The 25,026-nt window shown below is 67.6% G+C and carries 21 protein-coding genes, 1 pseudogene and 1 riboswitch; of the genes and pseudogenes, 4 read left to right on the forward strand and 18 right to left on the reverse strand.

Features of this window, described 5'->3' with window-relative positions:
• Positions 1-125 precede the first annotated feature (125 nt).
• The gene (locus tag OG828_RS20140; protein ID WP_328501916.1) at positions 126-1,214 is read right to left on the reverse strand and encodes a ScyD/ScyE family protein; all 1,089 of its coding nucleotides are present in this window, start codon (positions 1,212-1,214) and stop codon (positions 126-128) included.
• 263 nt (positions 1,215-1,477) lie between these two features.
• Positions 1,478-1,648: riboswitch (cyclic di-AMP (ydaO/yuaA leader) on the forward strand.
• Between the two features lie 8 nt (positions 1,649-1,656).
• Between OG828_RS20140 and OG828_RS20145 the strand changes: the two genes are divergently transcribed.
• On the forward strand, positions 1,657-2,820 hold the full coding sequence (locus tag OG828_RS20145; protein ID WP_328358581.1) for a C40 family peptidase: 1,164 nt from the start codon (positions 1,657-1,659) through the stop codon (positions 2,818-2,820).
• Between the two features lie 94 nt (positions 2,821-2,914).
• On the opposite strand, the gene OG828_RS20150 is transcribed toward OG828_RS20145, so the two are convergent.
• Positions 2,915-3,268, reverse strand: a complete 354-nt coding sequence (locus OG828_RS20150) for a hypothetical protein (RefSeq protein WP_328358584.1) — start codon at positions 3,266-3,268, stop codon at positions 2,915-2,917.
• A gap of 440 nt (positions 3,269-3,708) precedes the next feature.
• On the opposite strand from OG828_RS20150, the gene OG828_RS20155 reads away from it, so the two are divergent.
• Positions 3,709-4,749 (forward strand): C40 family peptidase, encoded by a 1,041-nt coding sequence (locus OG828_RS20155; RefSeq protein WP_328438955.1) that lies wholly within the window; start codon positions 3,709-3,711, stop codon positions 4,747-4,749.
• A 100-nt stretch (positions 4,750-4,849) separates the two neighbouring features.
• Entirely contained in the window at positions 4,850-5,482 is a 633-nt protein-coding gene (locus OG828_RS20160) for a hypothetical protein (protein ID WP_328438956.1), read from the forward strand.
• Positions 5,483-5,516: 34 nt separating this feature from the next.
• Here the strand turns inward: OG828_RS20160 and OG828_RS20165 are convergent.
• From OG828_RS20165 to OG828_RS20200, 8 genes and pseudogenes are all read right to left on the reverse strand, one after another.
• Positions 5,517-5,819 (reverse strand): annotated as a pseudogene (locus OG828_RS20165) (response regulator transcription factor); the annotation flags it as partial.
• 80 nt (positions 5,820-5,899) lie between these two features.
• The gene (locus OG828_RS20170) at positions 5,900-6,688 is read right to left on the reverse strand and encodes a M48 family metallopeptidase (RefSeq protein WP_328501917.1); all 789 of its coding nucleotides are present in this window, start codon (positions 6,686-6,688) and stop codon (positions 5,900-5,902) included.
• Positions 6,689-6,725: 37 nt separating this feature from the next.
• A complete protein-coding gene (locus OG828_RS20175; protein WP_328501918.1) occupies positions 6,726-10,460 on the reverse strand; it encodes a type I restriction endonuclease subunit R in 3,735 nt (1,244 codons plus the stop codon).
• A gap of 113 nt (positions 10,461-10,573) precedes the next feature.
• The gene (locus OG828_RS20180) at positions 10,574-11,152 is read right to left on the reverse strand and encodes a hypothetical protein (RefSeq protein WP_328501919.1); all 579 of its coding nucleotides are present in this window, start codon (positions 11,150-11,152) and stop codon (positions 10,574-10,576) included.
• Positions 11,153-11,264: 112 nt separating this feature from the next.
• Positions 11,265-11,597, reverse strand: a complete 333-nt coding sequence (locus tag OG828_RS20185) for a hypothetical protein (protein ID WP_328501920.1) — start codon at positions 11,595-11,597, stop codon at positions 11,265-11,267.
• A 236-nt stretch (positions 11,598-11,833) separates the two neighbouring features.
• Positions 11,834-12,079, reverse strand: coding sequence for a DUF397 domain-containing protein (locus OG828_RS20190; protein WP_328501921.1), 246 nt, complete (start codon positions 12,077-12,079; stop codon positions 11,834-11,836).
• A complete protein-coding gene (locus OG828_RS20195; RefSeq protein ID WP_328501922.1) occupies positions 12,076-12,618 on the reverse strand; it encodes a DUF5753 domain-containing protein in 543 nt (180 codons plus the stop codon). Before OG828_RS20195 ends, OG828_RS20190 begins: the two co-directional genes overlap by 4 nt.
• Positions 12,567-12,914, reverse strand: a complete 348-nt coding sequence (locus OG828_RS20200) for a helix-turn-helix domain-containing protein (protein ID WP_328504904.1) — start codon at positions 12,912-12,914, stop codon at positions 12,567-12,569. Before OG828_RS20200 ends, OG828_RS20195 begins: the two co-directional genes overlap by 52 nt.
• 110 nt (positions 12,915-13,024) lie before the next feature.
• Here OG828_RS20200 and OG828_RS20205 point away from each other — a divergent pair, with 110 nt between their 5' ends.
• Positions 13,025-13,477: an ATP-binding protein gene (locus OG828_RS20205; RefSeq protein ID WP_328501923.1), complete on the forward strand. Its 453-nt coding sequence runs from the start codon at positions 13,025-13,027 to the stop codon at positions 13,475-13,477.
• Positions 13,478-13,574: 97 nt separating this feature from the next.
• Here the strand turns inward: OG828_RS20205 and OG828_RS20210 are convergent, their stop codons facing one another.
• From OG828_RS20210 to OG828_RS20245, 8 genes are all read right to left on the reverse strand, one after another.
• Positions 13,575-13,745 carry a hypothetical protein gene (locus OG828_RS20210; protein WP_328501924.1) on the reverse strand — a complete coding sequence of 57 codons (171 nt, stop codon included), beginning with the start codon at positions 13,743-13,745 and terminating at the stop codon, positions 13,575-13,577.
• Between the two features lie 87 nt (positions 13,746-13,832).
• Entirely contained in the window at positions 13,833-15,041 is a 1,209-nt protein-coding gene (locus OG828_RS20215; protein WP_328501925.1) for a restriction endonuclease subunit S, read from the reverse strand.
• Complete coding sequence (locus tag OG828_RS20220; protein WP_328501926.1) at positions 15,031-17,838, reverse strand: type I restriction-modification system subunit M; 2,808 nt, start codon at positions 17,836-17,838, stop codon at positions 15,031-15,033. Before OG828_RS20220 ends, OG828_RS20215 begins: the two co-directional genes overlap by 11 nt.
• 161 nt (positions 17,839-17,999) lie before the next feature.
• The gene (locus OG828_RS20225; protein ID WP_328501927.1) at positions 18,000-20,831 is read right to left on the reverse strand and encodes an N-6 DNA methylase; all 2,832 of its coding nucleotides are present in this window, start codon (positions 20,829-20,831) and stop codon (positions 18,000-18,002) included.
• Between the two features lie 17 nt (positions 20,832-20,848).
• Complete coding sequence (locus OG828_RS20230; RefSeq protein ID WP_328501928.1) at positions 20,849-21,565, reverse strand: RloB family protein; 717 nt, start codon at positions 21,563-21,565, stop codon at positions 20,849-20,851.
• Positions 21,565-22,818: an AAA family ATPase gene (locus tag OG828_RS20235; protein ID WP_328501929.1), complete on the reverse strand. Its 1,254-nt coding sequence runs from the start codon at positions 22,816-22,818 to the stop codon at positions 21,565-21,567. Before OG828_RS20235 ends, OG828_RS20230 begins: the two co-directional genes overlap by 1 nt.
• Positions 22,819-22,879: 61 nt before the next feature.
• Complete coding sequence (locus OG828_RS20240) at positions 22,880-23,617, reverse strand: response regulator transcription factor (protein WP_328358592.1); 738 nt, start codon at positions 23,615-23,617, stop codon at positions 22,880-22,882.
• Entirely contained in the window at positions 23,614-24,906 is a 1,293-nt protein-coding gene (locus tag OG828_RS20245; RefSeq protein ID WP_328358595.1) for an ATP-binding protein, read from the reverse strand. The genes OG828_RS20240 and OG828_RS20245 overlap by 4 nt, the downstream gene beginning before the upstream one ends.
• Positions 24,907-25,026: the final 120 nt, after the last annotated feature.

Genomic DNA, 25,026 nt, shown 5'->3' on the forward strand with positions numbered 1-25,026 from the left:
CGCGAAACCCGAACCGGTCCACCGGACAGACCCTAAGGCGCCCCACTGACAGCCCGCCGCCGCCCTGAGAACATCGCCGAATTCCAAGGCCCAAGGGTCTCAGAGTTGGCGACGCCCCAGTCCGCTCAGAAGCCGAGGATCTTCCAGACCTGGCCGCCCGGCGTCTTGCCCTGTCCCAGATCCGTTCCGTCCCGGTCGGCGACGGACCAGGCCGAGACGTAGACCTTGCTGTCGTGCGGGTCGACGGCCACGCCCGCCGGGAACGGGACCTTCACGTTCGTCCGCTTGCCGTGGGAGACCTTGGTGACGACGCCGGCGAAGAGCTGGCTGACGTACAGGTCGCCCTTGCCGTTGAGGGCGAGCCCGGTGATCGAGCCGAAGCCGGACTTCCAGCCGAGGATCTTGCCGGTCCGGGGGTCGACCTGCCACACGCGCGCGGTGGGCTTCTCGCTCTCGCCGTTGAGCTCGCCGACGTAGAGCTTGCCGTCGGGGCCGAGCGCCAGGGAGGTCGGGACGGACTGGTTCTTGTCGTGGTCCGGGAAGACGGTGAAGGGGCGGGCCCGGCCCGACGGCGAGACCTCGATCAGGTCGTTGCCGGCGGCGTCGGCGACGATCTTGCGGCCGTCGGGGAGGGCGAGGACGGCGTACGGGTTGGACTCCACGGATGCCTTGTGCGGGTTGTGCTTCAGCTCCACGGCCGCGATGTCCGCGGCGATCTTCGCCGTGCCGTGGCTGATCTTCAGCAGCTTGCCGAGCTTGTCCCAGGGCGGGGTCGTGGGCACTCCGGCCTCCGGCGGGGCGAAGGTCTCGACGCCCCAGACCTTGCCGTGCCGCGCGGAGACACCGTCGACGCCGGTCGCGAAGCCGCCGTCAGGGGCGGCGGCCGAGGGCAGCCCCTGCACCACCCTGTAGTGCTTCCACGCGCCCCCGTTCCAGTAGATCTTGGTGACGGCCGACGTGAGGCCGATGCAGGTCTCGCCCTCCGGCCCCTCCCCGATGCACTTCTTGCCGCCGCGGCCCGCCTCGGCGACGTACAGGCGCCCGTGGTCGTACGACAGCTGGCGTGGATTGTCGAGGCCCTTCGCGATCACGCGGACGACGGGTTTGCCGCCGGTGCGGCCGGCCTGATCGGCGCCCGCGCTCGCGGGTGCGATGCCCGCGGTGACGGTGAGTGCGACTCCTGTGGCGATGACGAGTGCGGTGCGGTTCCTCATGGCCGTACTCCCTCTCAGCCGCCACGGCTCCCGACCGTGGCTGGCTGGAAGCTACCGCCCCGAAGCGGGCGGACGACGTCACTCCGGACAAAATACGAGCAACGCACCGCAGACCCTTCCGTATTGACCACGGCGAGCGACGCCCTGGGCTAAGGTCACGAAAATGTATCGGGCATTTCGCCCATCAACCTTCACAGAGGCCACACGAGTTGGTTAGCGTTCCTCCAGGCCGCACGACCCCTACCGGCGAACGTCGCCGGGCCGTACGGCCTCCGCCGAGTCCGGCACGCCCACGGGGCAGTCCGGAGCCGGGGACCCACCGAACTTGGGGTGAATCGGCCGGACTTCCCTTCGGGAAGCGGTCGTAGGGCAACCCTTCCGAACCACCCGCCCGAACCCGACAGCTAACTCGGTAGGCGGACGATGGAAGGAGTCGCCTCCCTTGGCGTCGCACCGCAAGTCGCGTCCTTCGGGTTCGCGCGTCGCAGGCATACGGACCCCCGCCCTCGCCACCGCGGCCCTCACCTCCGTAGCCCTGCTGTCCCAGTCGGCCAACGCCGCCCCCGCGGCCGACGACAAGCCGAGTCTCGAAGAGGTCGAGAAGAAGGTCGGCGATCTCTACCGCCAGGCCGAGTCGGCGACCGAGAAGTACAACTCGGCGAAAGAGAAGACCACCAAGCAGCGCAAGCGTGTCGACACCCTCCTCGACGATGTGGCGCAGCGCACGCAGAAGCTCAACGAGGCGCGCGAGGAACTGGGTTCCTTCGCCTCGGCCCAGTACCGCACCGGCGCCTCCGCCCCCGACACGGCGACCTTCCTGCTCGCGGACACCCCGCAGGACTACTTCGACCAGACCCAGCTGATGGACCGGATGACCGGCCGTCAGAAGGAGGCGGTCGACGACTTCGTCACGCAGCAGTCCGCGACGATGGAGAAGCGCCGGGAAGCCACCGCGAGCCTCGAGACGCTCACCGAGTCGCAGGGCGACCTGAAGGCCGCCAAGACGACCGTCCAGCAGAAGCTGGCCGACGCGCGCGAACTGCTGTCGAAGCTGACCGCCGAGGAGAAGGCGCGGCTCGCCGAGATCGAGCGGCAGAAGCAGCAGGAGGCCGAGCGCAAGGCCGCGGAGCTCGCCAGGCAGCAGGCCGCGGCGGAGGCGGCGGCCCAGGAGGCGGCGCAGCAGCGGCAGGAGACCGGCACCGGCACGTCGGAGTCCTCCGACACCTCCGTGGCCGACTCCTCGTACGCCACCAAGGCCGAGAAGGTCCTCGCCTTCGCCCGCTCCACGATCGGCAAGCCGTACGTCTGGGGCGCCACCGGCCCGGACTCCTACGACTGCTCCGGCCTCACCCAGGCCGCCTGGAACGCCGCCGGCATCTCCCTCCCGCGCACCACCTGGGACCAGGTGAACGCCGGCACGACCGTCTCCCTTTCCGCCGCCCAACCCGGCGACCTGGTCTTCTTCTACGACGACATCAGCCACGTCGGCATCTACATCGGCAACGGCATGATGATCCACGCACCGAAGCCGGGCGCCTATGTGCGCGAGGAGTCGATCTTCTACGACGGTGAGTCGTCGATCCACAGCGTGGTACGGCCGGCCTGAGGAAGCGTCTTCCCGTTGGGGTTGACGGCGGCGGGGACCGAGGCGATCGCTCTCGCGCGGGCCGCCGTCATCTCCGCCGCCGCACCTCAGGACCTCAGGTCCACAGCACCGCGATGAAGACGTTCGCCGTGGTCAGCAGTCCGACCAGGCCGAACAGCGGCTTCTCCACCTTCTCGTCGTCGCGCTTCACATAGACGAGCCCGAGGATCACGACCAGCAGCGCCAGCTTCACACCGATCTTGATGTTGTTGACGGACTGGTCGTCGGCCTGGTTGAGGCCGACCAGGATCATGCCGGTGACCAGCATGGTCAGCGCGCCGTGCAGCATCGCGGGGACGAAGCGGGCGGTGCCCTGCCCCATCGCCTTCAGCTGGGTGAAGAAGCCGCCGAGCAGGGCGGCGATGCCGATGATGTGCAGGCCGACGAAGAGATGGATGAGTACGTCCATGAGGCCGGAGCCTAATCAGAGGCGGTCGGGGCACATGACACCGGCCTGTGGCAGCGACACCCCGGCCCGGCTTGGCGCGGAGGTTGCATATATGCGGCCCATAGCAGCCCGTCATCCGCAGGAGTCCCGGAATCCTCACTTCGGTCACCACACTGCGTGAAGTCGACGGCCCAGGAACGGGATCACGATCGCTTACGGTCACCGCGCGGTCCGCTCACGTCAGTTCCGCGCAAGGCGTTACCCGTCCGACACACCCGGGTTTAGCGTCCTCCTCCAGGTGACCGGCTCCCCACCGCCGCCCGGGCCAGGGGCGGCAGTCGATCACCCCGCCGAAAAGGTCCGGCGGCGGTCCGCTCCCCCTGTGCGGGTCGCCGCCGGACGCAGAGCCGCCGGCGGCCCCCACGGCCCCGGCGGTCGGACGAAAGGACGTGCAGGTCCACGTGGCAGCGCACCGCAAGCCCCGACAGCGTTCGACCGGCGGCACATCGGTCCGTACGGCCGCCACGATCGCCCTCGCGGGCGCCGCGACCGCGACCGGTCTGGACGGGACCGGGCATGCGGAGCCGGAGCTGACGCCCGCTCAGGTCAAGGCGAAGGTGGACAAGCTGTACCAGGAGGCGGAGGTCGCCACCGAGAAGTACAACGGCGCGAAGGAGAAGTCGGAGGCGGCCGAGCAGCGCCTGCGGGACCTGCGGGACGAGGCGGCGCGCAAGACGGACGGCCTCAACTCCGAGCGGGCCGCGCTGGGTTCGATGGCGGCGGCACAGTACCGCGACGGCGGCCTCGACCCCGCGCTCCAGCTCGCGCTCTCCGCCGACCCGGACGGATACCTCCAGGGCGCCGAGTTCGCCGAACGTGCGGGCAGCCGTCAGGCCGCGTCCGTCGACCGCGTACGCAAGCAGCTGCGCGAGATCGAGCAATTGCGCGGCGCCGCGCACATCGAGCTCACCTCACTGAAGTCCCGGCAGGCCGAGCTGAAGCGGCACAAGAAGACGATCACCGGCAAGCTGGACGCGGCCCGGCGGCTGCTGTCCCGGCTGACGGCCGAGGAGCGGGCCCGGCTCGAGGACGCCGGACGCGCCTCACGTACGGACGCACGGGACGGCCTGACGGGTCCGGTGCAGGCCCCCAACGCCCGTGCGGCATCCGCCGTTTCGTACGCCTACCAGAAGCTCGGCAGCCCCTATGTGTGGGGCGCGACCGGCCCCGACGCCTTCGACTGCTCGGGCCTCATGCAGGCCGCGTACCGCTCCGCGGGCATCTCCCTGCCCCGTACGACCTACGCCCAGATCGACGCCGGCCGCCGGGTCTCCCGCGCCGAACTCCTCCCGGGCGACCTGGTGTTCTTCTACTCCGGCATCAGTCATGTCGGCCTCTACGTCGGCAACGGCCAGATGATCCACGCCCCCAACCCCTCGGCGCCGGTACGGCTGGCGCCCATCGACGAGATGCCGTTCGCGGGGGCGACGCGGGTGGCGTGAAGGTGTCCGACGGCACACCACAGGGCGTGGCATGCCCACGTCGGCACGGTAGCGTCTGCGAAACGCTTCGTACGACGTCCCGTGCCCCGAGAAGGTGTCGATGCCGCGCTCCGCACTGCCGCCGCCTCCCCCACCGCCGCAGAGCCGGATGTGGCCGGACCGGGCGGCCCTGCTGGCGGACCGGGAGCGGGCGCTGGAGGAGCTGCACCGGTGCAGCATCGGGGTTCACCGGGTACTGCTGCTGTGGCTGCTGGCGCTCTCCGCGATCATCGGCTGGGCGCTGCTGGTGATCCCGCTGCAGCAACTGGAGGAGCGCGATCCGCTCGGCTTCCTCCTCGGCCCCGTCTTCGCGCTGCTCGGCCTCGCGGCCCTGTCCCCGTCCGTCATCACGCTGGCCCACGCCATCCGCCGCGACCATCGCATACGGCAACTCCTCGACGCCTGGCTGCAGTTGGACAGCGACCCGGAGACCGACGCCGGTCTCCGCTCCCCCGGCCTCAGCCTCTTCTGGCTGCTCTCCTCCGTCGCGCTCTGCGTGATCGGCCTGTGGGCGTCGTTCGCCTCGGCGGCCGGTGCGGAGCCGGACCGGACGCGCTACAGCGATGTCGCCCTCGACATGGGCATCGGCACGATCCTGTGGCTGACGGGTCTGATAGGCGTGATCAAGGCCGTACGGCACTACCGCTGGGCCGTACGCGCGCTGGGCCCGGCGCCGCGGCCGGGCCACCACTGAACCGCGGCTCCCTGCTACCGCCCCCGTCCGTGGATCAGACCAGCCGCCGTGCCGTCGCCCACCGGGTCAGCTCGTGCCGGTTGGACAGCTGGAGCTTCCTCAGCACCGCGGAGACATGGGACTCGACCGTCTTCACGGAGATGAACAGCTGCTTGGCGATCTCCTTGTAGGCATAGCCACGGGCGATCAGACGCAGCACCTCGCGCTCGCGCTGGGTGAGGCGGTCGAGGTCCTCGTCCACGGGCGGGGCGTCCGTCGAGGCGAAGGCGTCCAGAACGAACCCGGCGAGCCTCGGCGAGAAGACCGCGTCGCCTTCCTGCACACGGAAATCGACGAGATGCCGTTTGCGGGGGCGACGCGGGTGGCGTGAGCGGGTACGAAGCACCGAGTCGTGGGGAGTCGCGGCCTGTGTCAGGCCTACTTGATGACCTGCCCAAGCCACAGACGTCGGCCCAGGTCGTCAAGCTCCGCTTTCCGCACCTCGCACTCAGGAATCGCTCGCTTGAGGAGTGTCCAGTAGTCGGCGCCATGGCCGGAGATCTTGATGTGCGCCAACTCGTGGGCGATAATGTAGTCGACCAGATGCGCGGGAAGCTGAAAGACGGCCCAGTGGAGTGCCACTCTGCCGTTCTTCCCTTCACCCTGCCGGTAAGTCCCCCATCGGTTGCCCACGTCCCGGACGGTCACAGCGGGTTCCGGCACCTCCATGCGGGCCGCCCACGGCTGGAGCCGCCCTTGCGCCCACCGCAGACCGGCCTTGCGGTACCAGGCGATGAGTTCCCGCCGCGCCCGGCGCGGCTCCACCGCAACCGCCTTGTCCAGGGCAAGCCGTCCGGCAACAAGCCGAACGGGCGCCCCACCCTCGTCCACCAGCAGCAGCCGGTACTCACGCCCGAGGTAGCGGAATGTCTCACCTTCTCGGATCGCACGCACCGGATGTGCCGGACGATGCTGCTCGCGCAGCCGCAGCTTGGCCTCGATCCAGGGCCGACTCTTCCGGACGAAGCCCTCTGCTCTCCGGGGATCGCACTCTGGGGGAACGCGGAGGGTCAGCGAGCCGTCTCGTTCGACCGTCAGGCCCAGTTGCTTCCGCCGGACGCTCACACTCACCGAGAGCTCCCGGCCGTCGGCCACGAGCATCTGGCCGTGGACGAGCGGTACACGGTCGATGGCCTTGTCAGGGGAGGGCGGATCGGAGGCTGGCACGCGACCCATTGTCCATCGCTTCCGCCGCTCCCCCCGCCTACCGCTCCCGCCTCAGCGCACGGAACGCCGAGGCGTGCCTCTGCGCGTGCCCCGTCAGTGATTCGGACAGGTCACGCAACGGCTTCCTGTCACGCTCCCTCGGCTTCAGACCGGCATCTCGCAGCTGGCGCCAGATGGCGCTCTGCAGCTCGTCCAGGCTCGACTCGGTACCCGACCAGGCGGCGCTGGCGACGTGCCGGGAGATGAGCGAGGTGAGATCGATCGTCAGCTGCCGCAAGAAGTCCTGTCCGGGCTGGTCGAAGGCTTGATCCTCGGCCAGCCGCTCCGACAGCTTCGTGTACAGCTGCTGCTCCACCGAGCTGAGATCGGCAACGGCTGGATCGGCCTGCTCCGCCTTCCTGGCCCGGTCGATCATCGGGCCGATACGTACCTTGATTTCGTCCCAGCGGCCGTCGAACTCCTCAAGGATCTTCTCCAGCTCCTCGGCCAGCGTGCGGTAGACGGGCCGGTCCTCCTTCTCCCGGCGTTCTTCGAGGTGATAGCGGAGCGCCTGAACCTGCTCCGCCGCCGACTCCTCCACGTCGGAGATCCGCCCCACGGCCTCGTCGAAGTCCGGAGCGAGGATCGACACAGGCGCGATCACCTGCTGGATCTCCGGCAGCTCCAGGTGATCGGCGACCATGGCCCGCACCTTCCGGCCGTACGCCCTCATGGAGAACTCACCGCCCGCCGCATCCCGGTAGTGCCTGCGCACACGCTTCTGCAAGAGCGCCCAGCGCCGGGCATTCGGCACCTGCTCCAGGGCCCCCTGATGGGGCAGCACACGCTCCAGCGCGTCGAAGAATTCGGCGAGCTTCTCGTCAAACACGGCGCGTGCGTCCTCGTCGCCCAGGGCGCGCATACCGCCCGTGATGCCCGCGGGCGAGTCGAGGCCGCTGATTCCCCTGTCGGCAAGGAACCGCTCGACTTCCCCGGCAGCGTTGCGCAGGTCCGGGATCTCGCTCGCGAGGCTCCGCACCGTACGGAGGGTGGGGCCGTCGCCCTTGTAGGCGGGCAGCGTGACCGCGAGGTCGTTCAATACGCCGTAGTAGTCCACGACGCGCCCCTCGTGCTTGCCCTGGCGAGGCCGGTTCACGCGGGCGATGGCCTGGAGCAGTTCGGCGTCCTGGATCGGCCTGTCGAGGTAGAGGGCCTGCTCGATCGGGGCGTCGAACCCGGTCAGAAGCATGGACTTCACGATGAGGAAGGCGATCGGCGGCTGTTCCGCCTCGCTCCATGGGTTCGCGTCCGACGCGGATGCCGTCCTTCGGGGCGGCCGTGCGCTGCTCCAGGGATTCGCGCCGGACGCGGCGGACGGGGGCGCCGGCTCGCTCCAGGGATTCATTCTGATAGCGCCGCCACCCACGGGGTCGGGCTCAGGCACATGCTCGATCACCCACGGGTTGTCCGGGGGCAGCTCCGGGAAGGGCTCCAGGAACCGCTCGATGTGCTCCTGCTGCCGCACCGGATCGGTCCACTCCCGCCACAGTCCCTGCTTCTGCTCGCTGCCCGCCGAGATGACCGGTACGAAGTCGATGCGCCGCAGCAGCTCCTGGTACTGCCAGGCCCGCAGCAGCACGAGTTCGTCCCACGAATAGTCCTTCAGGTCCTTGTGCCGCAGGGTTGCTGGATCGAACTCCCTGACCCGTTCCAGCAGCTCGGCCCGCGCGTCGTTCAGCATGTGCCGGTAGAGCACCACCGCGTGTCGACTGACGGCCGCCACCTGTGCCTTGAAGCCGCCGGTCAGCGGCCCGGTGACGTAGTGCTCCAGCATGTCCATGGCCTTGCGGCGGATCAGTGGCAGGGACTCGGCGACATCGCGGCTGGTGGGCTTCAGCCCGTTGCGGAACTTGTCTTTGTCCTCTTCCCGCAGCCCGGCGACGAGGTCGTCGAACTTGGCGTTGAGGTCGTCCTTCTCCTTCACCTCGGCCGACCCCGTACGCCCCTCGTACCGGACGGGCACGACGACCTTGTCCCGCTCCGCCTCGTCCATCAGGTAGGAGTCGAGGAACTTGTCGTCCGGCTCAAGCCCGAAGATCCGTCCGGTGTCGGTCAGCCGGCCCTTCATGATCGGCGTGCCGGTGAACCCGATCCGCGCGGCATTCGGAACGGCATCCCGCAGGCACGCGTGCAGCACGGAGGTGTGCGACCGGTGTGCCTCGTCGACGAGCACCAGCACATGCGTCGACGTACTGCACTCCGTGAACTGGCGTCGTACCTCCTCGACGGCCGCCGCGTCCGGGGTCGGGTCGGCGGCGGCTTCCGCGTCACCGCCCTCGTCGAGGCGGACCTGCGCCGCCGCGAACTCGGCTGCCGGGTCCCGGTCGTCGTCGGCGGCCGTCTCCCCCACGACACCGGGGATCCGCCCGAGAAACTTCTGGATCATCGTGAAGATGACCGCACGCCCGCCCGGTTTCCCGGCCCGCTTCAGCATCCCTTCCGCGTCGGCCTGGGACTTCGCGATCCGTACGGGGCTGCCGCTGATCCGCACCGCGGCCGAGAGCTGCTGCTCCAACTGCTTGCGGTCGGTCACGACGAGGATGGTGAACCGATTCAGCCGCGGATCCCGGCTCGTGTGCAGCCTCCGGGCGAGGAACGCCATCGTGAGGCTCTTGCCGGACCCCTGGGTGTGCCAGATGACACCGCCGCGCTCGTCGACCTCGGCGGCGGGGTCCTCGGGGGTGCGCCCGGTCCGCAGCTTGTGCACGATCTTCTCGACGGCCCGGTACTGCTGGTGCCGGCAGACCGTCTTGACGGTGACCGGCGGCTCGCCCTCCCTCGTCTTGACGGGAAGCTCGAAGACGTAGTGCCGCATGATGTTGAGCAGGTTCCGCGGCTTGAGGACGATGGCGACGAGCCTGTGCTGATCGGTGAGTTCCTGCCCCTCCCCCAACAGCCTCCGCTTGCCGTCCGCCCTCCTGGTCTTCTGCAGAGCGCGGGCCAGCGCCTCGTCGTCCTTGTAGTCCGGCGTCACACTGCGCCAGGCGGCGAAGTGCTCCTCGCTCGACGTGATCGTGCCGAGCGCGGCGTCGCTCCCGCTAGCCGCGACCAGCAGCTGCACGGACGCGAACAACTCGGGCACGCCGCCCGGCCGTTCATGGGGTTCGCGTGTGTCGTCGTCGAGCGGCACACCGGCATAGGCGCGCAGATCCCGGATCGCCGAGCCGACGGGGTCCTGCCGGTCCGGGCTCTTGCACTCGATGACGGCGACGGGAATCCCATTGACGAACAGGACAAGGTCGAGAACGACCTCCACCCCGTCGACCGTTCGCACCCTCAGTTGATCGACGACGAGGTACTCGTTCCTCCGCAGGATCTCGTCGTCGCTGAGCCCCTCCAACTCCCAGTCGACGTACTGGACATGAACGGTCTTGCCCTGGTGATGAACTTCGTGCCCGGTGGCCGGGGTTCCGCTCAGCAGCAGGCTCGTCACATCGCTGTTGACGTCCTTTAGCTTCTCCGTGGCGACATTGCGGGCCGTCCGCCACAGCGCTGCCACGGCGCTGCCGACATCGGCCGTGTCCATCCAGGCCTCGCCGGTGCCCGTGACACGGTTGAGCCGCCGGATGGCCGAGCTGAGGCGTTTGACGAGCAGTACGTCACTGTAGCCGCGGTCATCATCGCCGTCCGGATCGGCGAGATCAGGCCCGTGGACGTGCTTCCACCCCATCGACGTCAGCTGGTCGATGATCGGCTGCTCGACCTCGTCCAGCTCGACGGTGCCCCGTGCCATGTACTCGCGCCCTTCCCCGTTCACACTACGTCCCGGCTGATGGTCCTGGCCGTTGTTCTATTTTGCGGCAGGTGAGGCGAAGGGGAGGGCGGAGTCGGACAGTTCAGGCGAGTTCAGGCCAAGCGTGAGGGCGCCGGGGCTGGAGCCTGAGGTGGATCGTGCCGGGCGGCGAGGGTGCGGCGGAGGTGTGTGGCGTTTCGCTGTACGTCGGCGGGGGTGAGCGGTGTGGGTGGCGGCGCGGTGGGGTGGGTGCCGGTTTCGGGCCGGTACGGCGTTTCCGGCCCGCCGGCCGTTCCAGGGCGGCATGCCCGGCAAAGGCCTCCTGGCAGGGCTTCCGGGCGACCGGGGACGCCGCAGTCGGTGCACTCCATGAGTGTGCGGGGCGCCGGGCGGGGAGGCTGAGCATCCGTCGCAGGGGCGGGTCGCTCGGGCGGCAGCTTGTCGATGAGCCTGCGGCGGACGAAGGCCCCGGGCGAGTGGACCTGCTCGGGCAGCCCGGCGGCCAGGGTGCGCACGAGGTAGTCGACAGTCACGCCGCGCGCGAGCCAGTCACCGGCCAGCGCCGCGAGTGCTGCGCAGTCGGCGGAGGAGAGGGCCAGGCGCGGGTCGTGGAGGCCGAGGCGGGCGAGGGCATCGTAGGCGGTGGAGGTGGAGGTCCGTTCCGCCGAGGGCTGCTGCGGCCTCGGCTGCAACTCGGGCTGTGTCCCGGGCTGCGGTGAATCGTCGTGTGACGGTACGACGGGAGGCGGTACGTCGGTGGCGGCGACCCCGGGCTCGGAGGCCGACGAGGCGAGAGCTGATGCCTCAGGCGCGATCGGTACGTCCGTCGAGTTCGGCCTCGGCCCGCCGCCGTACCCGGCGCAGATGCCCGGCCCGCGACAGCTCGTTGAGCGCGCTGCGGACGCTCGCCTGACCATAGAGGGGCTGCGCCTTGGCGATGGTCTTGGCGTCCATCGCGGCGTGCTCGCAGAGCCGGTCGAGGAGTAGGGCGAGGTAGGCCTCGCGGGCGGGGAGGTGATCGAAGTCGCCTCGGCGCGGAGGCTTCTGGTCCGGGGCGGAACGCTTGCCGTAGCCGGGCTTGGCCATGGGATGCGCTGCGGGCGCGGGCAGGGCAGCGCTAGAGTTTTCGTAAGCCACGAGATCGCTCGTTTCGATCTTGGGGTGAGACCCCGGCGGGTGCTGGTAACACCCGACCGGGGTTGTTTGTTGTGGCGAACGCTAGACGGCAGCGACGCCGTGTCGCAAGCCGATCACGAATAGTCATGTCGGCTGGTATGCGAGGGAGTTGCGACACAGGTAGGGCGGGAGGGTGGGTTGAAGCAACCACCCATTCCTTACAAGAGGCTCGGGTCTCGGGGCTCGAAGCCCGAGGCTCAGGCTCCGGCGGCGTACGCGACGAACGAGGTCCAGGCGTCAGCGGGGACGGCGAAGCGGGGGCTTCGAGCGCCGAGCTTCGAGTTGCGGACGTGGATGGTGCGGGGGCAGGCGGCGACTTCTACACAGGCGTCTTCGAAGTCGCTACTGTGGCTGGACTTGCGCCAGGTGTAGGCGACTTCGAGGCACGCGCTGCCCGAGGAGTCGCTGTAGCTCGACTTGAACCACGTCAGTTCGGCGCTCATAGCTCCTCCGCCAACTTCCTGATGAACCGGGCAGACCCCTCAACGCTAAGCGCCTGCATGCGGATCATGCCATGCCGTTGCATGAGGGTGCTGAGTTTGTCCCCGCTGCCGTACAGCGCACCCGTCTCCTGACCGTCGGCAAATGCGTACTGCTCGTGATCGGTCGTCTCCACCAACACGATAGGACCGCTGAGCGCTGCCGCTGGAGCACCACTGAATGGCAACACCTGGATCGAGACGTTGCGCTGCTGCCCCACTTCCAGGAGCCGCTCAAGCTGTCGCCGCATCACGCCTTCACTACCGACCACAGCACGCAGCGCGGCCTCGTGAAGTACGAAGCTGCACAACGCGAGCGGCTTACTGGTCAGCTTCTCCTGCCGTCTGAGCCTGGCAGCAACTCGCTCGGCCACTGTCTCCGCGTCAAGCGGCGGGCAATCATTGCCGATCAACTCCTGTGCGTACTCCCCGGTCTGCAGCAGCCCTGGAATCAGCATCGGCTCGTACCACTGCACTGTGATTGCCTCGGCCTCGATCGCCATGTACTCCTGGGACCGCGCCGGGAAGGGTTCAGGAACTCCTGCCCAGCCAACAACTTCCCTCGCGCCCCGCACATCTGATCCGCGACCTGCAACAGCCCCAGCGTCGGCCGCCGCCTCCCGCACTCCATGGACTTGACGTACTCGTAGTCATAGCCGGCCTCGTCGGCGAGCCGCTGCCGACTGACACCCGACTCCTCGCGCCACAGCTTGATCTGACCTCCGCAGTACCGCCAGTTCTGCTGCGCCTGCTGGGACTCCCCCGTGGCCACGGACTCACCCGCCTCCCGTAGACACACCGTGTACAAGCACGCTGTGTACCCGTTCCGCTACTCCCGAGGCTACGCGCCAGCCACCAGCCTGATCACTGCAAATGGCGAAGACTCACCCCCCAAGGAACGAAGAGCGCATGCCGACGCCGCCCCCAGGCCTCACTTCCATTCCCCAGGACATCGAATGGCGCCTGCCCCGCCACTCCCGCAGCGTGGGCAGAGCCCGAACCCTCCTGCGCGAGCAGGCCACTTCATGGAAGCTCCCGGCCGAGCTGACGGAGACGGCGGTACTCCTGCTCAGCGAGCTGATGACGAACGCGTACCGCCACGCGAAGGTCTCCCCGGGCCGAGAGATCTGGGCCCGCTGTCTCATGGCGGACGACCGCCTACGCGTCTCCGTAACAGACGCGAACGACACGCTACCGACGCCACGGGAAGCACGCCTGGATGACGAGACCGGCCGAGGCCTCACACTGGTGACCGTGCTGGCGGATGCCTGGGGCGCGGACCCCAGACCTTGCGGGATCGGCAAGACGGTGTGGTTCGAGCTCTCGCACAAGCCCACTGACGTCTCCGAGGACCTGCAGTGACACCTGACAGCGGTAGGCACTGGACGCCATCAGGTGCCGAGACCGACGACCCGGAGCGGATCACTATCCGGGAGGCACTGGCTCGCGGCCAGGCCCTCTACGACCGCCGGATGGCCTTGGGCTCACCTCGGCGGAACTGGCCGAGCGGGCGGGGATGCCCCAGGACGAGATCGAGTGCATCCAGGAGGGCGGAACACAGGCCACGGTCGGCCTGCTGCGCGTTCCGGCTGCCGCCCTCGATGCCGACGTACGACTCACGGCCGGACACGACATCGGTTCACTATCGTTCGAGGCGCATGCTGCATGATCGCATCGTGAGCTTCGAAAAGTCCTGCCTCGCTCCCAAGTACCAGTCCTACACGGCGCCCGGCACACGCACCCTTCCAGACAACAAGTCATCGACCAACCCTTGCCTGACCGTACGGAGCTTTGCCAGCCTTAGATCTTCCTGTTCAAGTCGCTGGTCAAAGCTACTTACAGCAATTAGAAGCTGCTCCTGATCCTGAATGGAAAGAGCAGGCAGAGAGATCGCCTGAATCGATCGGCCGGAAATCTTCACCATACTCTCAGAGGTCCCCTGAGCGAGAGCACGGATCTGTCGCCTAGCGCACTGCGACCTAAGAACCACCTCTAGAGCTTCAGCGCTCCAGCCTTCAGCCGGGGTAAGGCGCATCATCAAATCGGGATAGATAGATGGGGTGCCACTGCCTCGATATACCCCTGCGAGGCCGACTAGGTCCCTCGTGTTCGCTCGGCTCATTAGGAGATCTCCATCACGGAGCATGGCGTAATGGCCGGGCATGACCGTCGGAGGAGCGTTCTTCAACTGCCGAGGCGCAAAGCCGTCCGATGTCAGGCATCCCAGCCCGAGCACCTGCACCCCGGTCCACTCCTGCGTCGCTGTGGGCGAGTATCCATTCCGAGGTGCGCCACTGAGTACTTCTCCCAATGACACGCCCCACACACTGCGTGACAGCAACGCTTCAACTACACCCGCGCGCGTTGCGCGCAGTTTCGTGATCGACTCTTCCATGAGTCGCTCTTCCGCAGACGATGCCGCGATCATCTCAACGATGTACTGCTGCTCCGCGAGAGATCGCACAGGGAAGAGAAGCTTCGCGAACCGATCCCCTCCTAGATGCGCAATACTTGTAGTCTTCTTGGCGATCGACGCGAACACACCTGTACTCAGCCACCGACTAAAAACAGCCTGCGCATACTCAGGAAGAACCAGACCACCAGCCCGAAACCGCACAATCGTGTTCTGAAAGCAGAATGCCGCTGCAGGCCCCCGATAGATGGCACTACGCCCGACGAGTTCGAGACTCTGCCCCTCATTCAGCAGAATATCTCCTGGCTGCAGCGCATACGCCTCGCGTTCGCTCTGCGTAAAGCCCATCAACTTGACGTCGGAATAGTCGATACGGCCGTCAAGCACATTCGCGACCCTCAGATAGGGAAACTGCTCACCGTTGGCCCGACTCGACGGCGAAAGCTGCTTCCCCATGCGCACATCACCGACCTCGCCCACAGGGAGCCAGCGAATCGAGTCCTCAGCCGACATACCCAAGCTCCTTCAGGAACCCGTCCAACGCCTGCGCAGCTTCCAGCCGCCGACCCTCGATATCCCGCAAGGAAACGGCGTACTTCCCCTCCCAAACCCGATACGCCTCAGCCAACTCCCGCTGCCGACGCACCACATGCCCGCCCAGCTTCCCCGCCAGGTCATCCCGCAGAATCCCGAGCACCACGTCCCGCTCCCCCGCAGCCTCGGCCAGCTTCTTCCTCGCCCGGATGAGGCGCGCCACCTTCACGGCGCCGCCCTCACCAGGGCCATCACCGTCAGCGCCGTTCTCCGCATCCGTACCCTCAACCGGACTCGGAACCGGAATTTCCAACAACGCCCCCTGCCCAGCCTCCTCCGCAGCCAGAGCCCGCCGCCCCTTGGTGGTACCCCCAGCCCTCGAACGACCGCCCCCCACCTTCTTCTTGGCCTTCTCCCGCTGCTCGGCCTTCTTCCGCTGGACTGCCGCGACCGGCCAGAAGTCGTCCTCCAGCTCCTCGATGGCCTTCTTCGCCTCGGACCGCTGCTTCGTCAGCTCCCGCATCTCGGCCTTGCTGAGCACCGCCTCGATCAACGCCGGGTCGATCTCGGCAGACCCCTCCGAGTCGGCGTCCGGTGACTCCGCCGCGGCCCGGGCCTCCTCCAGCGCGGCCTCGGCCTCCTGCGCGGCCTTCACCTTGGCGTCCAGGTCCGCGTGGGTGCGCTCCGCGGCGGCCAGGTCGTCCAGGAAGTCGGGCGCGATGGCCGCGACGACCTTGTGGTCGTAGGCCTGCCGCCGCTCCGCCGCCGTACGGTCGCGTGCTCCGCCCGTGCGCGGGTCGGGCTCGGGGGCGAGCATGGTCAGGACGGTCTCGACCCAGCCGTCGACGACGCCGCCGAAGCCGTTGACCGACAGGGCCTTGAGGTCGTTCTTGGCTTCGTGCCACCAACCGGCGACCGCGCCCGCCAGCGCGTACCGATCCAGGACGCCGACCGCGAGCAGGCTTTGCCGGAAAGAGTCGATCAAGTCGGCGCGCAGACGGGCGAGTTGGGCCTTACGTTCGTGCTCCGTGCGTTCGTCGCCCTCGATGGGCTCCAGGTTCGCGATCTGGTCGGCCTCTGCCTTCCACCACTCCTCGAAGGCGGTCCAGAGCTTCTGCTCCCGCCCGCTCGCCAGCTCGGCCAGGCGGGACGCGTCCGGTCGTTCGCCCTCGGGCAGGAAGTCGACGTACTCAGGATCGTCGGCCCGTATGTCGAACAGGTCCTGAACCTTGATCTCGTACGCGTCGAGGAGTTCCTTCTTCGCCTCGATCTCGGCGACCGGGACACCGCCCATCAGGTGGGCCCGTACGTCCTGCGGCTCGGCCGGCGGGGTGTTGTCGACGTAGCGGCGGATGTTGAGGTTGTAGCCGTTCTCCGCCAGGTCGTCGCGCCCGACCGCGCGTGCGAAGCCCTCTACGTCCTCGAAGGTCTCGTCGTCCTGGAACGCGCGGAAGGTGGAGACGATCTTCTCGATGTGCTCGGGGAGCAGGACGTTCTGGGCGCGCTCCGCGTGGAACTCGCGGCCCGCGTTGATGAACAGCACCTGGTTACGGCGGTCCGGGCGCCTCTGCGCCGGCGGGCGCAGCGCGATCACGCACGCCGGGATGCCCGTCCCGTAGAAGAGGTTCGGCGCGAGTCCGATGACCGCTTCGATGAGGTCAGCCTTCAGGAGGTTGGCGCGGATCTTCTGTTCCTCGCCGCCGCGGAAGAGTACGCCGTGCGGCATGACGGTGAAGACGGAGCCGTCCCGCTGCTTCACCATGTCCAGCATGTGCTGGAGGAACATCAGGTCGGCTTTGCCGCGCTCGGAGGTCTGGCCGTGCGGCATGCGGCTCAGCAGGTTCGGTACCTCGGACTGTTTGTAGTCCATGGAGAAGGGCGGGTTGCTGAGCACCAGGTCGAAGTCGCGCTCGGGGTGGAGTGGGTTGGTGAGCGTGTCGCCCGTTCTGAGGGAGAAGTGCTTGGCCCCGTGGAAAAGCATGTTCATCGTGGCCATGACCCAGGAGCCACTGTTGGCGTCCTGTCCGGCCAGCCTCAGGTCCTTGGAGTCCTCGCCGTGCTCGTCGACGTACTCCATAGCGTGGATCAGCATGCCTCCGGAGCCCACACACGGGTCGTAGATCCGCATGCCGCCGTGCGGGCGCGCCAGCTCGACCATCATGCGGACCACCGCACGCGGGGTGTAGAACTCGCCGCCCTTGCTGCCTGCCGTGTCCGCGAAGTCCTTGATCAGATACTCGTACGCGGCGCCGATCATGTCGGGGAACTCGAAGTCCTCGCCACGCAGCCGGATGCTGCCGAAGTGCTCGATGAGCGACCGGAGCCGGTTGTCGGCCAGGGCGGCGGCTGAGCCCTTGCCGCTGCCTCCGCCGCCGATGCGGTTGAAGTTGACGTGGGCGAACAGGCCACGCAGTTCGCTGTTGCCCTTCTGGCGCTCCAGCGCGTCGAGGGCGGGCTGGAGGTACTCCGTGGCGACGTCGTCGACGGCCCCGGCCAGCTTCTCCCAGCGGGCCTCCTCAGGCACGAAGATGACTCCGCGCGGGCCGTACCACTCGTACTGCTCTGCCTCGTCCTTCGCGTCCTCGGGGCTGTCGCCGGCCTCCAGTCGCTCCTTGATGATCGCTTGCTGGGCGGCCTCGAACTCGTCGTTCACCCGCTTGAGGAAGAGGAGTACGAAGATGAAGTCGCGGTACTCAGCGGCGTCCATCGTGCCGCGCAGGATGTCCGCCGCCGCGAAGAGATGGCGTTCCAATTGCGCGAGCGTGAGCTTGGCCACGTACGGCACTCCCTGTGGTGACTGGCTTGTCCGGCTGCATCGGGAAGCCTACGGCTTCTCACGAGTCAGGGATCACCACATCCCATCAAGAGCACATTGTGAGCGGATGTGCCTTTCCGTAATCACGAGATTCTTGCTTCCGTACGTCAACCGGCACCAGGTCAGCTCACAAAACCGACCGAGGTCCGGTCGGATTCCAGGTCCTTCATCATGGTCCGCTTGATCAGGTCGATCTTGGCCAGCTGAGCGTGCCGCAGTTCACGCTGCTCGGCGAGTGCGGTCACCGCATCCACGATGCGCTGCTGTTCCTCAAGACCCGGCAGTTCGATCTCCACGTTCAGCAGTCGGCCGGCAGGCAGGTCGTACAGCTCGTCGCGGCTCTCACGCGCCTGAGCATAGAGACGGGGGTGTACCGAGCGGTGTGAGAGCCAGGCCGCCAGATATCCCGGCAGGACGCGGGTGGCGTCCGGCAGGAGCCTGAGGACGCTTCCGCCGTATGTGGCGTTGGGAAGCTGCTCATTCCAGACGATCGCACGGTATCCCCGGGCTGCCGTGACACGAGCCGTCAGCAGAACGTCGCCGACTGTCAGGATCTCCGAGAGTCTGGGAGGGGAGTCCGCACGCCGGTAACGGAGCCCGGCCGCCACGAAGCCGCGCTCGGTGAGGTGACGAGCCTCCACTGCGGGGACACCGTTGGGCTCCTCACTCAGGCGACCGGATGTTCCGGTCCTGGCGGTCTTGATGACCTCTCCGAGGGTGCGGCGATCAACTCGGCCGTCGGTCTCGGACGCGGCGTCGAGCACCGGTAGCAGAATCATCAACTCGTCCACGTCCAACTTGGCCAGGGCCCCTTCGACAGTCTTCTCCGTGTCTGTCAGGGCATGGACCCGCTGTGCGGTCTGGCGCCGTCTGTCCGCCACATCCGCGCCGGCCAGGGAGGAGAGATCCCACGCGCTCTGCTGGGACCACGGGTTGTTCTGGAGGAAGCTGGCGCTCGGGCCGGTCAGCTGGGACTCGATCTCACGGAACGACAGCCCGTACTTCTCCTGCCACCTCTCGTACGTGTCGACAAGCTCCCTTCGCCTCGACGCGACCAGGGCATCGAGCCTGCTCGTCAGACCTTCCCGAAGCGCGGACAGGTCCTCCTCCGGCGGCAGCGGACAGCCCCGTCGCGCCAGGGTCCTGAGATGGGGGCCGACCTCACGCCACCAGTCCGTGAACGCCCCGGAGAGGGAATACGGAGCCAGGATGCTCGACGCTCCCATCAACTCGGCGTAGGCCTTGAGTAGTTGGCGCTTCACGAGACCCGTCCGGTTGTTGGACGTCTCAGCTCCGCTCTGGGCTGGTGCAAGCCCTGCGATGTGCCTCTGTGCCAGCCCCCACCACTGATCAAAGGCGGCGAGCAGGCGCTGCTCGCTGTCTCGGGCCAGTTCTGTCAGCGTTCGGGGGTCCGGCCGCTCGGGCGGCGGCAGGAAATCCATGTAGGCCGGATCTCCGTATCGCGCGGTGAAGAGCTGGCGTGGCGCGATTCCGTAGGCTCCCAGCAGCGCTTCTTTGTCATTGATCTCGGCTACCGGCATTCCACCGCTCAGGTGGGCCTGTATGTCCTGCGGTTCCGGTAGCGGGGCGCTGTCAACGTACCTGCGGATATTGAGACTGTCGTCATTCTCGGAGAGATACGACCGGTCCACGACCCGAGCGAAACGGCGGACATCTGCGAAACCTCGAACTGCGGAAGCGATCTTCTCGATGTGTTCCGATCGCATCAGGTTCTGCGCGAGCCCACGTTCGTATTCACGAGAGGCATCGATAAACAGCACCTTGCCGCGCCGTTCCGCCGTCTTTTGCCCGGGAGCACGCAGGAGCAGCACGCAGGGCGCGATTGCCGTCGACGAGAAGAGGTTCGGCGCGAGACCGATGACAGCCTCGACCACGTCAGCGTCCAGCAGTGCCGTGCGCGTGGCCTGGTCTCGCCCGCCACGGAACAGTGGACCGTGCGTAACCACCGTGCAGACCGATCCCCCACGCCGGGTCACCAGTCCGAGCATGTACTGGAGAAAACCCCAGTCCGCCGGGCCCCTTTCGGAAACCGGTCCGTACCGTGCGTACTGTCCCACCGCCTGTGCCTGGTCCGCCCGAAGGGACAGGCCGAACGGCGGCACACTGAGAACGAGGTCGAACTCACCTGACTCCGACGGAGCCGACAACAGGGAATCACCGCGCTCAACGGCAGGGTCCTGGATCTGGTGAAAGTACAGGTTCAGGCTGGCGAGTTCGGCGGTCGAGGCGTCGATGTCCTGCCCGGCGAGCGCTGGCGGTGGGGCATCCCTCCCCTGCTCATCCACGTACTGCTTGGCGTGCAGAAGCATGCCCCCCGTTCCGCAGAAGGGGTCATAGATCCGCATGCCAGCCTGCGGCTGGGCGACTTCAGTCAGCAAGTGGACCAACTCGCGAGGTGTGTAGTGCTCTCCCGAGTGGCGCATCGACGCCTCAGTCGCCTTGAGGAAGGACTCCATGGCGTCGCCGAGCATCTCGGGATAAGCAAGAGCTGCGAAGTCGAGTCGCACTCCGCGGATTGCCTCGATCAATCTCTCTTGAGCCGCGTCATCCATCCGTCCGACGGCGGCGGCCGCCCGTCGAAGGAGTCCGGCGATCAGCGGAGGACGATCGCTCTCCTCGCCGGTCGCGCCCAGCACCCGAAGTGCCTGGTCTTCCAGCATGCGAGGCAGAGCACCGCCCGCGCCCGTCCCCCTAGCCCCGGTGATGCGGCGCCGGGATTCAGCCCATCGCTCCTGGTCGAACTCATCGAGCGCGTGCTGCGAGAAGAGCATGGCGAGGACCACGTCTGGCCGGTCCCGATGATCACTGACAATGCGGGGCACCGCTTCCATGGCGTTACGGAGAGCGCGCTCCACGTCATTCGGCACAGTGAAGTTCAAAGCCACGCTCCCCGCCGTCTCTCGCTTCTCCCACAGCGCGGCGCCCTCCGCCACGCTCGAAGACAGTTGGCTCAGTAGTCGACCACGTCCAGGCCTTCCTCAACGAAGCGCCAGACGTCGGTATACGGGTCCCAGCGGTTCTGGTCAGAGCCGGTGTGCACGGAGTTGATCTGCTGCGCGTACTGGCGAGCCTTCTTGTAGTTGCGCGCCAGCTGCCCCGATTTGATCCGCTTGGCGTCCTCCGGAGAGACAGCCCGGCCATTGGGGCCGTATGTCTGGAGAAAGCCGGGCTGCCGCTTGAGGCGGGCGGCGACATCGTCGCAGACACCGCCGAAGGTGCTCGTGTAGTTCTGATAGTGGAGCAGGCGCCACAGCTCGAAACAGGGGTGAGAGTAGGCGACGTGCACCCCTGCCTTCTTCGCCCGTGAAAAGGCCGTGGGGATGTCCTTGTGCTGATCCCGGTCGAACAGACACCAGACCTGAGGCCAGTTCCAGTCCTCGGGTTTCAGGCCGGCCTTCTTGGCGGCCTTCTGCACTTCGACCAGCTTGTCGATGGCGTCTTCCACGAGAGGCAGGGGCTTGCGGCGGCTCGACGAAACTGCGGCGTTCTCGATGGAGTGATTGATCCTGCGCCCCTGCTGCGCGCGGGTCCCGTGCCCCATCACGTACTCGACGAACTCCGGCTCGGTGACCTCGCCCTCCGTGAAGACGTACACCTCACGAGGCCGGTCACCGGCTCGTGGCTTCTTGCCGCGGCTTATGCCGTCCCGCCCCTTGACCCTCGCCATCAGGAACGCTCTGCCTCCCCTGCCAGTGCTGTCAGCACCCTGCGGCCGATTTGCCCTTGAGTCACACGCGGGACCGCGCCGAAGGCGCCCGCGAGGTAGGAGTCACTCAGGTCTTCTTCAGGCCCAGGGTCGACATCGCTGAGCGGATACAGCTCCGTGGCTCCGCTGTCGTCCTTCTCCGTCAGCCAGACCTGCCCGGATTCCAGTGGGCGACCGCCCCTTGGGCTCTTGAGCAGCGACGGGTCGTGCGAGGTGAAGACGAGCTGTGCGCCCTTGGTGTTGACCCACGGAGCTTGGAAGAGCCGAACGACTTCGGCCGCGAAACGAGGGTGGAGGCTGGCATCCAGTTCATCGATGAGCAGGACAGCGCCTCGGTCCAGCGCCAGCAGCAGAGGTCCGATCAGCGCGAACCAAGAACGCGTGCCGAACGACTCGCGCTGCCAGTCGAAGGCGACAGGCTCACCGGTGTCGCTTCCGTGGAGAAGACGAACCCGTGGGCTCTGTCCCGGCTGTTGCTCCACTTCGGCGCCTCTGATGCCGAGATCGGCTACCCGGAGCAGTTCCTCGATACGGTCACGGGACGTCTCGTTCAGAAGCTCACGAGCCGTGAAGGCTTCGCGCTGACTGCGCTCGGTCTCCGGGGTGATATCCCATAGGTTCTGGTTGAACCAGGTGTAGATCTGGGTGAGTTGAGGGTGGTTGTCGTTGGCGGCTCTGCTGAGCAAGAGGGCGTTGGGGCGCGTCGTACGGGCCAGGAGGGCACGGTCCTGGATGCGGTCGCCCGGGAAGTCGAAGACGTTGCCGCGCGTGGCGTCGCGATCCAGCCACACCTGACGCCGACCCTTGGGGTACGAATGCAGCCACTCGGACTCCACCCTCGTCGAGCCGAGCTCGAACCCGTAAGTCCACCGAACTCCGTCTTCCAGGACGAAGTCGACTTCGTAGAAGGTGCTTTCGGTGGCCGACTTGGGGTCGAGTGCGAACTCCTCCCTAGGGATACCCTGGTAGGACGTCCACCCCCCATACGACCCGAGGACAGCTTCCTTCATCTTCATGAGGGCCGTGATGACGTTCGACTTGCCTGATGCGTTGGCGCCGAAAATGCCGAGAACCGGGTAGACCCGGAGCGTCTTTCCATCGGAGAGCGTCAGCTTGCGCGCCGCGTCCGATTCATCGCCCTGCGGGACCACGAAGGACAGCTCTTGCTCGTCCCGCAGCGATCGCACATTCGCCGCGCGGAATCTCAGCAGCATGCCGCCCTCCTCTCGTCGCGCACAGAGTAACCGGGTGATCGCTCACGCAGCTACCGGATGGTCAGACCAGCCGCCGTGCCGTCGCCCACCGGGTCAGCTCATGCCGGTTGGACAGCTGGAGCTTCCTCAGCACCGCGGAGACATGGGACTCGACCGTCTTCACGGAGATGAACAGCTGCTTGGCGATCTCCTTGTAGGCATAGCCACGGGCGATCAGACGCAGCACCTCGCGCTCGCGCTGGGTGAGGCGGTCGAGGTCCTCGTCCACGGGCGGGGCGTCCGTCGAGGCGAAGGCGTCCAGAACGAACCCGGCGAGCCTCGGCGAGAAGACCGCGTCGCCTTCCTGCACACGGAAGATGGAGGCGACCAGGTCCGTGCCCGTGATCGTCTTGGTCACGTAGCCTCGCGCGCCGCCCCGGATCACGCCGATCACGTCCTCCGCCGCGTCCGAGACGGACAGGGCGAGGAAACGGACGGGCTGCTCGGTGTCCGCCATCAACGGGGCGCAGCGGCGCAGCACTTCGACCCCGCCGCCACCCGGGAGGTGCACGTCGAGGAGGACGACCTCGGGCCGGGTCGCGGTGATGACCGTGACCGCCTGGTCGACGTCCGCGGCCTCGCCGACGACTTCGACGCCGGTCTGCTCGGTCTGTCCGATCTCGGCCTGTACGCCGGTACGGAACATGCGGTGGTCGTCGACGAGGACCACGCGGACCCGGCGCTCGCCGCCGCCCGCCTTGGCGGACTCGGCCGACTCCGCCGCTCCCGCCGTACCGCTTGCCTCGGTCGGGTCGCTCATGTCGTCTTCTCCGCCCTCTCCATCTCCAGCTCGACCTCAGTGCCGCCGTCCGGCACGGCACGCAGCCGGGCCGAACCGCCGTTGCGCTCCATGCGGCCGATGATCGATTCTCTGACACCCATACGGTCGGCGGGTATCGAGTCGAGATCGAAGCCCGGTCCGCGGTCCCGGACGGACACGAAGACCGTCTTCCCCTCCACTTCGGCGAAGACCTGGACGGCGCCGCCCTCGCCACCGTACTTGGCGGCGTTCACCATCGCCTCGCGTGCGGCTTGCATTTGTGCGGCGATTCTCTCGTCGAGCGGGCAGTCGCCGACCACGACGACCTCTATGGGGACGCCGTGCTTGTCCTCGACCTCGGCCGCGTTGCGCCGCACGGCGTCGGCGAGGGTGGTGGGTTCGTCGGCCTCGTCCTTGCCGGTGCCCTCGGGTTTGTAGAGCCAGGTGCGCAGGTCGCGCTCCTGGGCTCGGGCGAGGCGGCGCACCTCGCTCGCGTTCTCCGCGTTGCGCTGGATCAGGGTCAGGGTGTGCAGCACCGAGTCGTGGACGTGCGCGGCGACTTCGGCGCGTTCCTGGGCGCGGATGCGCATCAGCCGCTCCTCGGACAGGTCCTGGGTCATGCGCACGAGGTAGGGACCGGCGAGGAGCGTTATCCCGACGAGGACCGCGAGGGCGGCCTGCAGGACCGAGCCGAGGTGGGCGGCGGAGCCCTGCAGGACGAAGATGCCGGAGACGCCGGCGGTGACCAGCAGCACCCCGCCCACGGCCCGCAGCAGGTTGAGCGTGCGCTTGCGGCGGCCGGCCTCGACCCAGCGGGCCCGGCGGGCGTTGTCCGCCTGGCGCCAGACGAGGGCGACGCCCGCGCCGACGAGCACGGCCGGCACGAGATACGCCTGGGCGCCGCTGCCCAGATTCACACTGCCGACGAAGACCATGGCCACGACGACCATGAGGAGCAGGGCGACGATCTGGCCCTTGTCCGGCTTGCGGGCGACGAGTCTGCGGCGGCCGTCGGGCGAGGTTTCCGTGCCGACGAGGGAGGGGGGCCGCTGGGCTTCGACGCCGCCGATACCGAGCGGCACGAAGAACCAGAACGCGGCATAGAGCAGAGCGCCGAGGCCGTCCGCCATGAAAAGGCCGACGAAGACCAGCCGCACCCAGATCACAGGCAGCCCGAGATGCCCGGCGAGCCCCCGCGCCACGCCACCCAGCCAGCGTCCGTCACTGCTGCGGTAGAGCTTGCGCGGCGGCCGCGGTTCCACGAGTGGCGCTGTTGCGGCTTCCGGCATGCCATCGATGTTCACACGCCCGGACGGCCGAGGCATCAGGGTCGACCCCCGAGACTCCCCTGATCTTCGAAACCCGTCCCCGTCGAACGCTTCCCCGCCGCCGGCTCAGGGCCGATATCA

Origin of the sequence: Streptomyces sp. NBC_00457, from assembly GCF_036014015.1 — a bacterium.
In the GTDB taxonomy this organism is placed as follows: domain Bacteria; phylum Actinomycetota; class Actinomycetes; order Streptomycetales; family Streptomycetaceae; genus Streptomyces.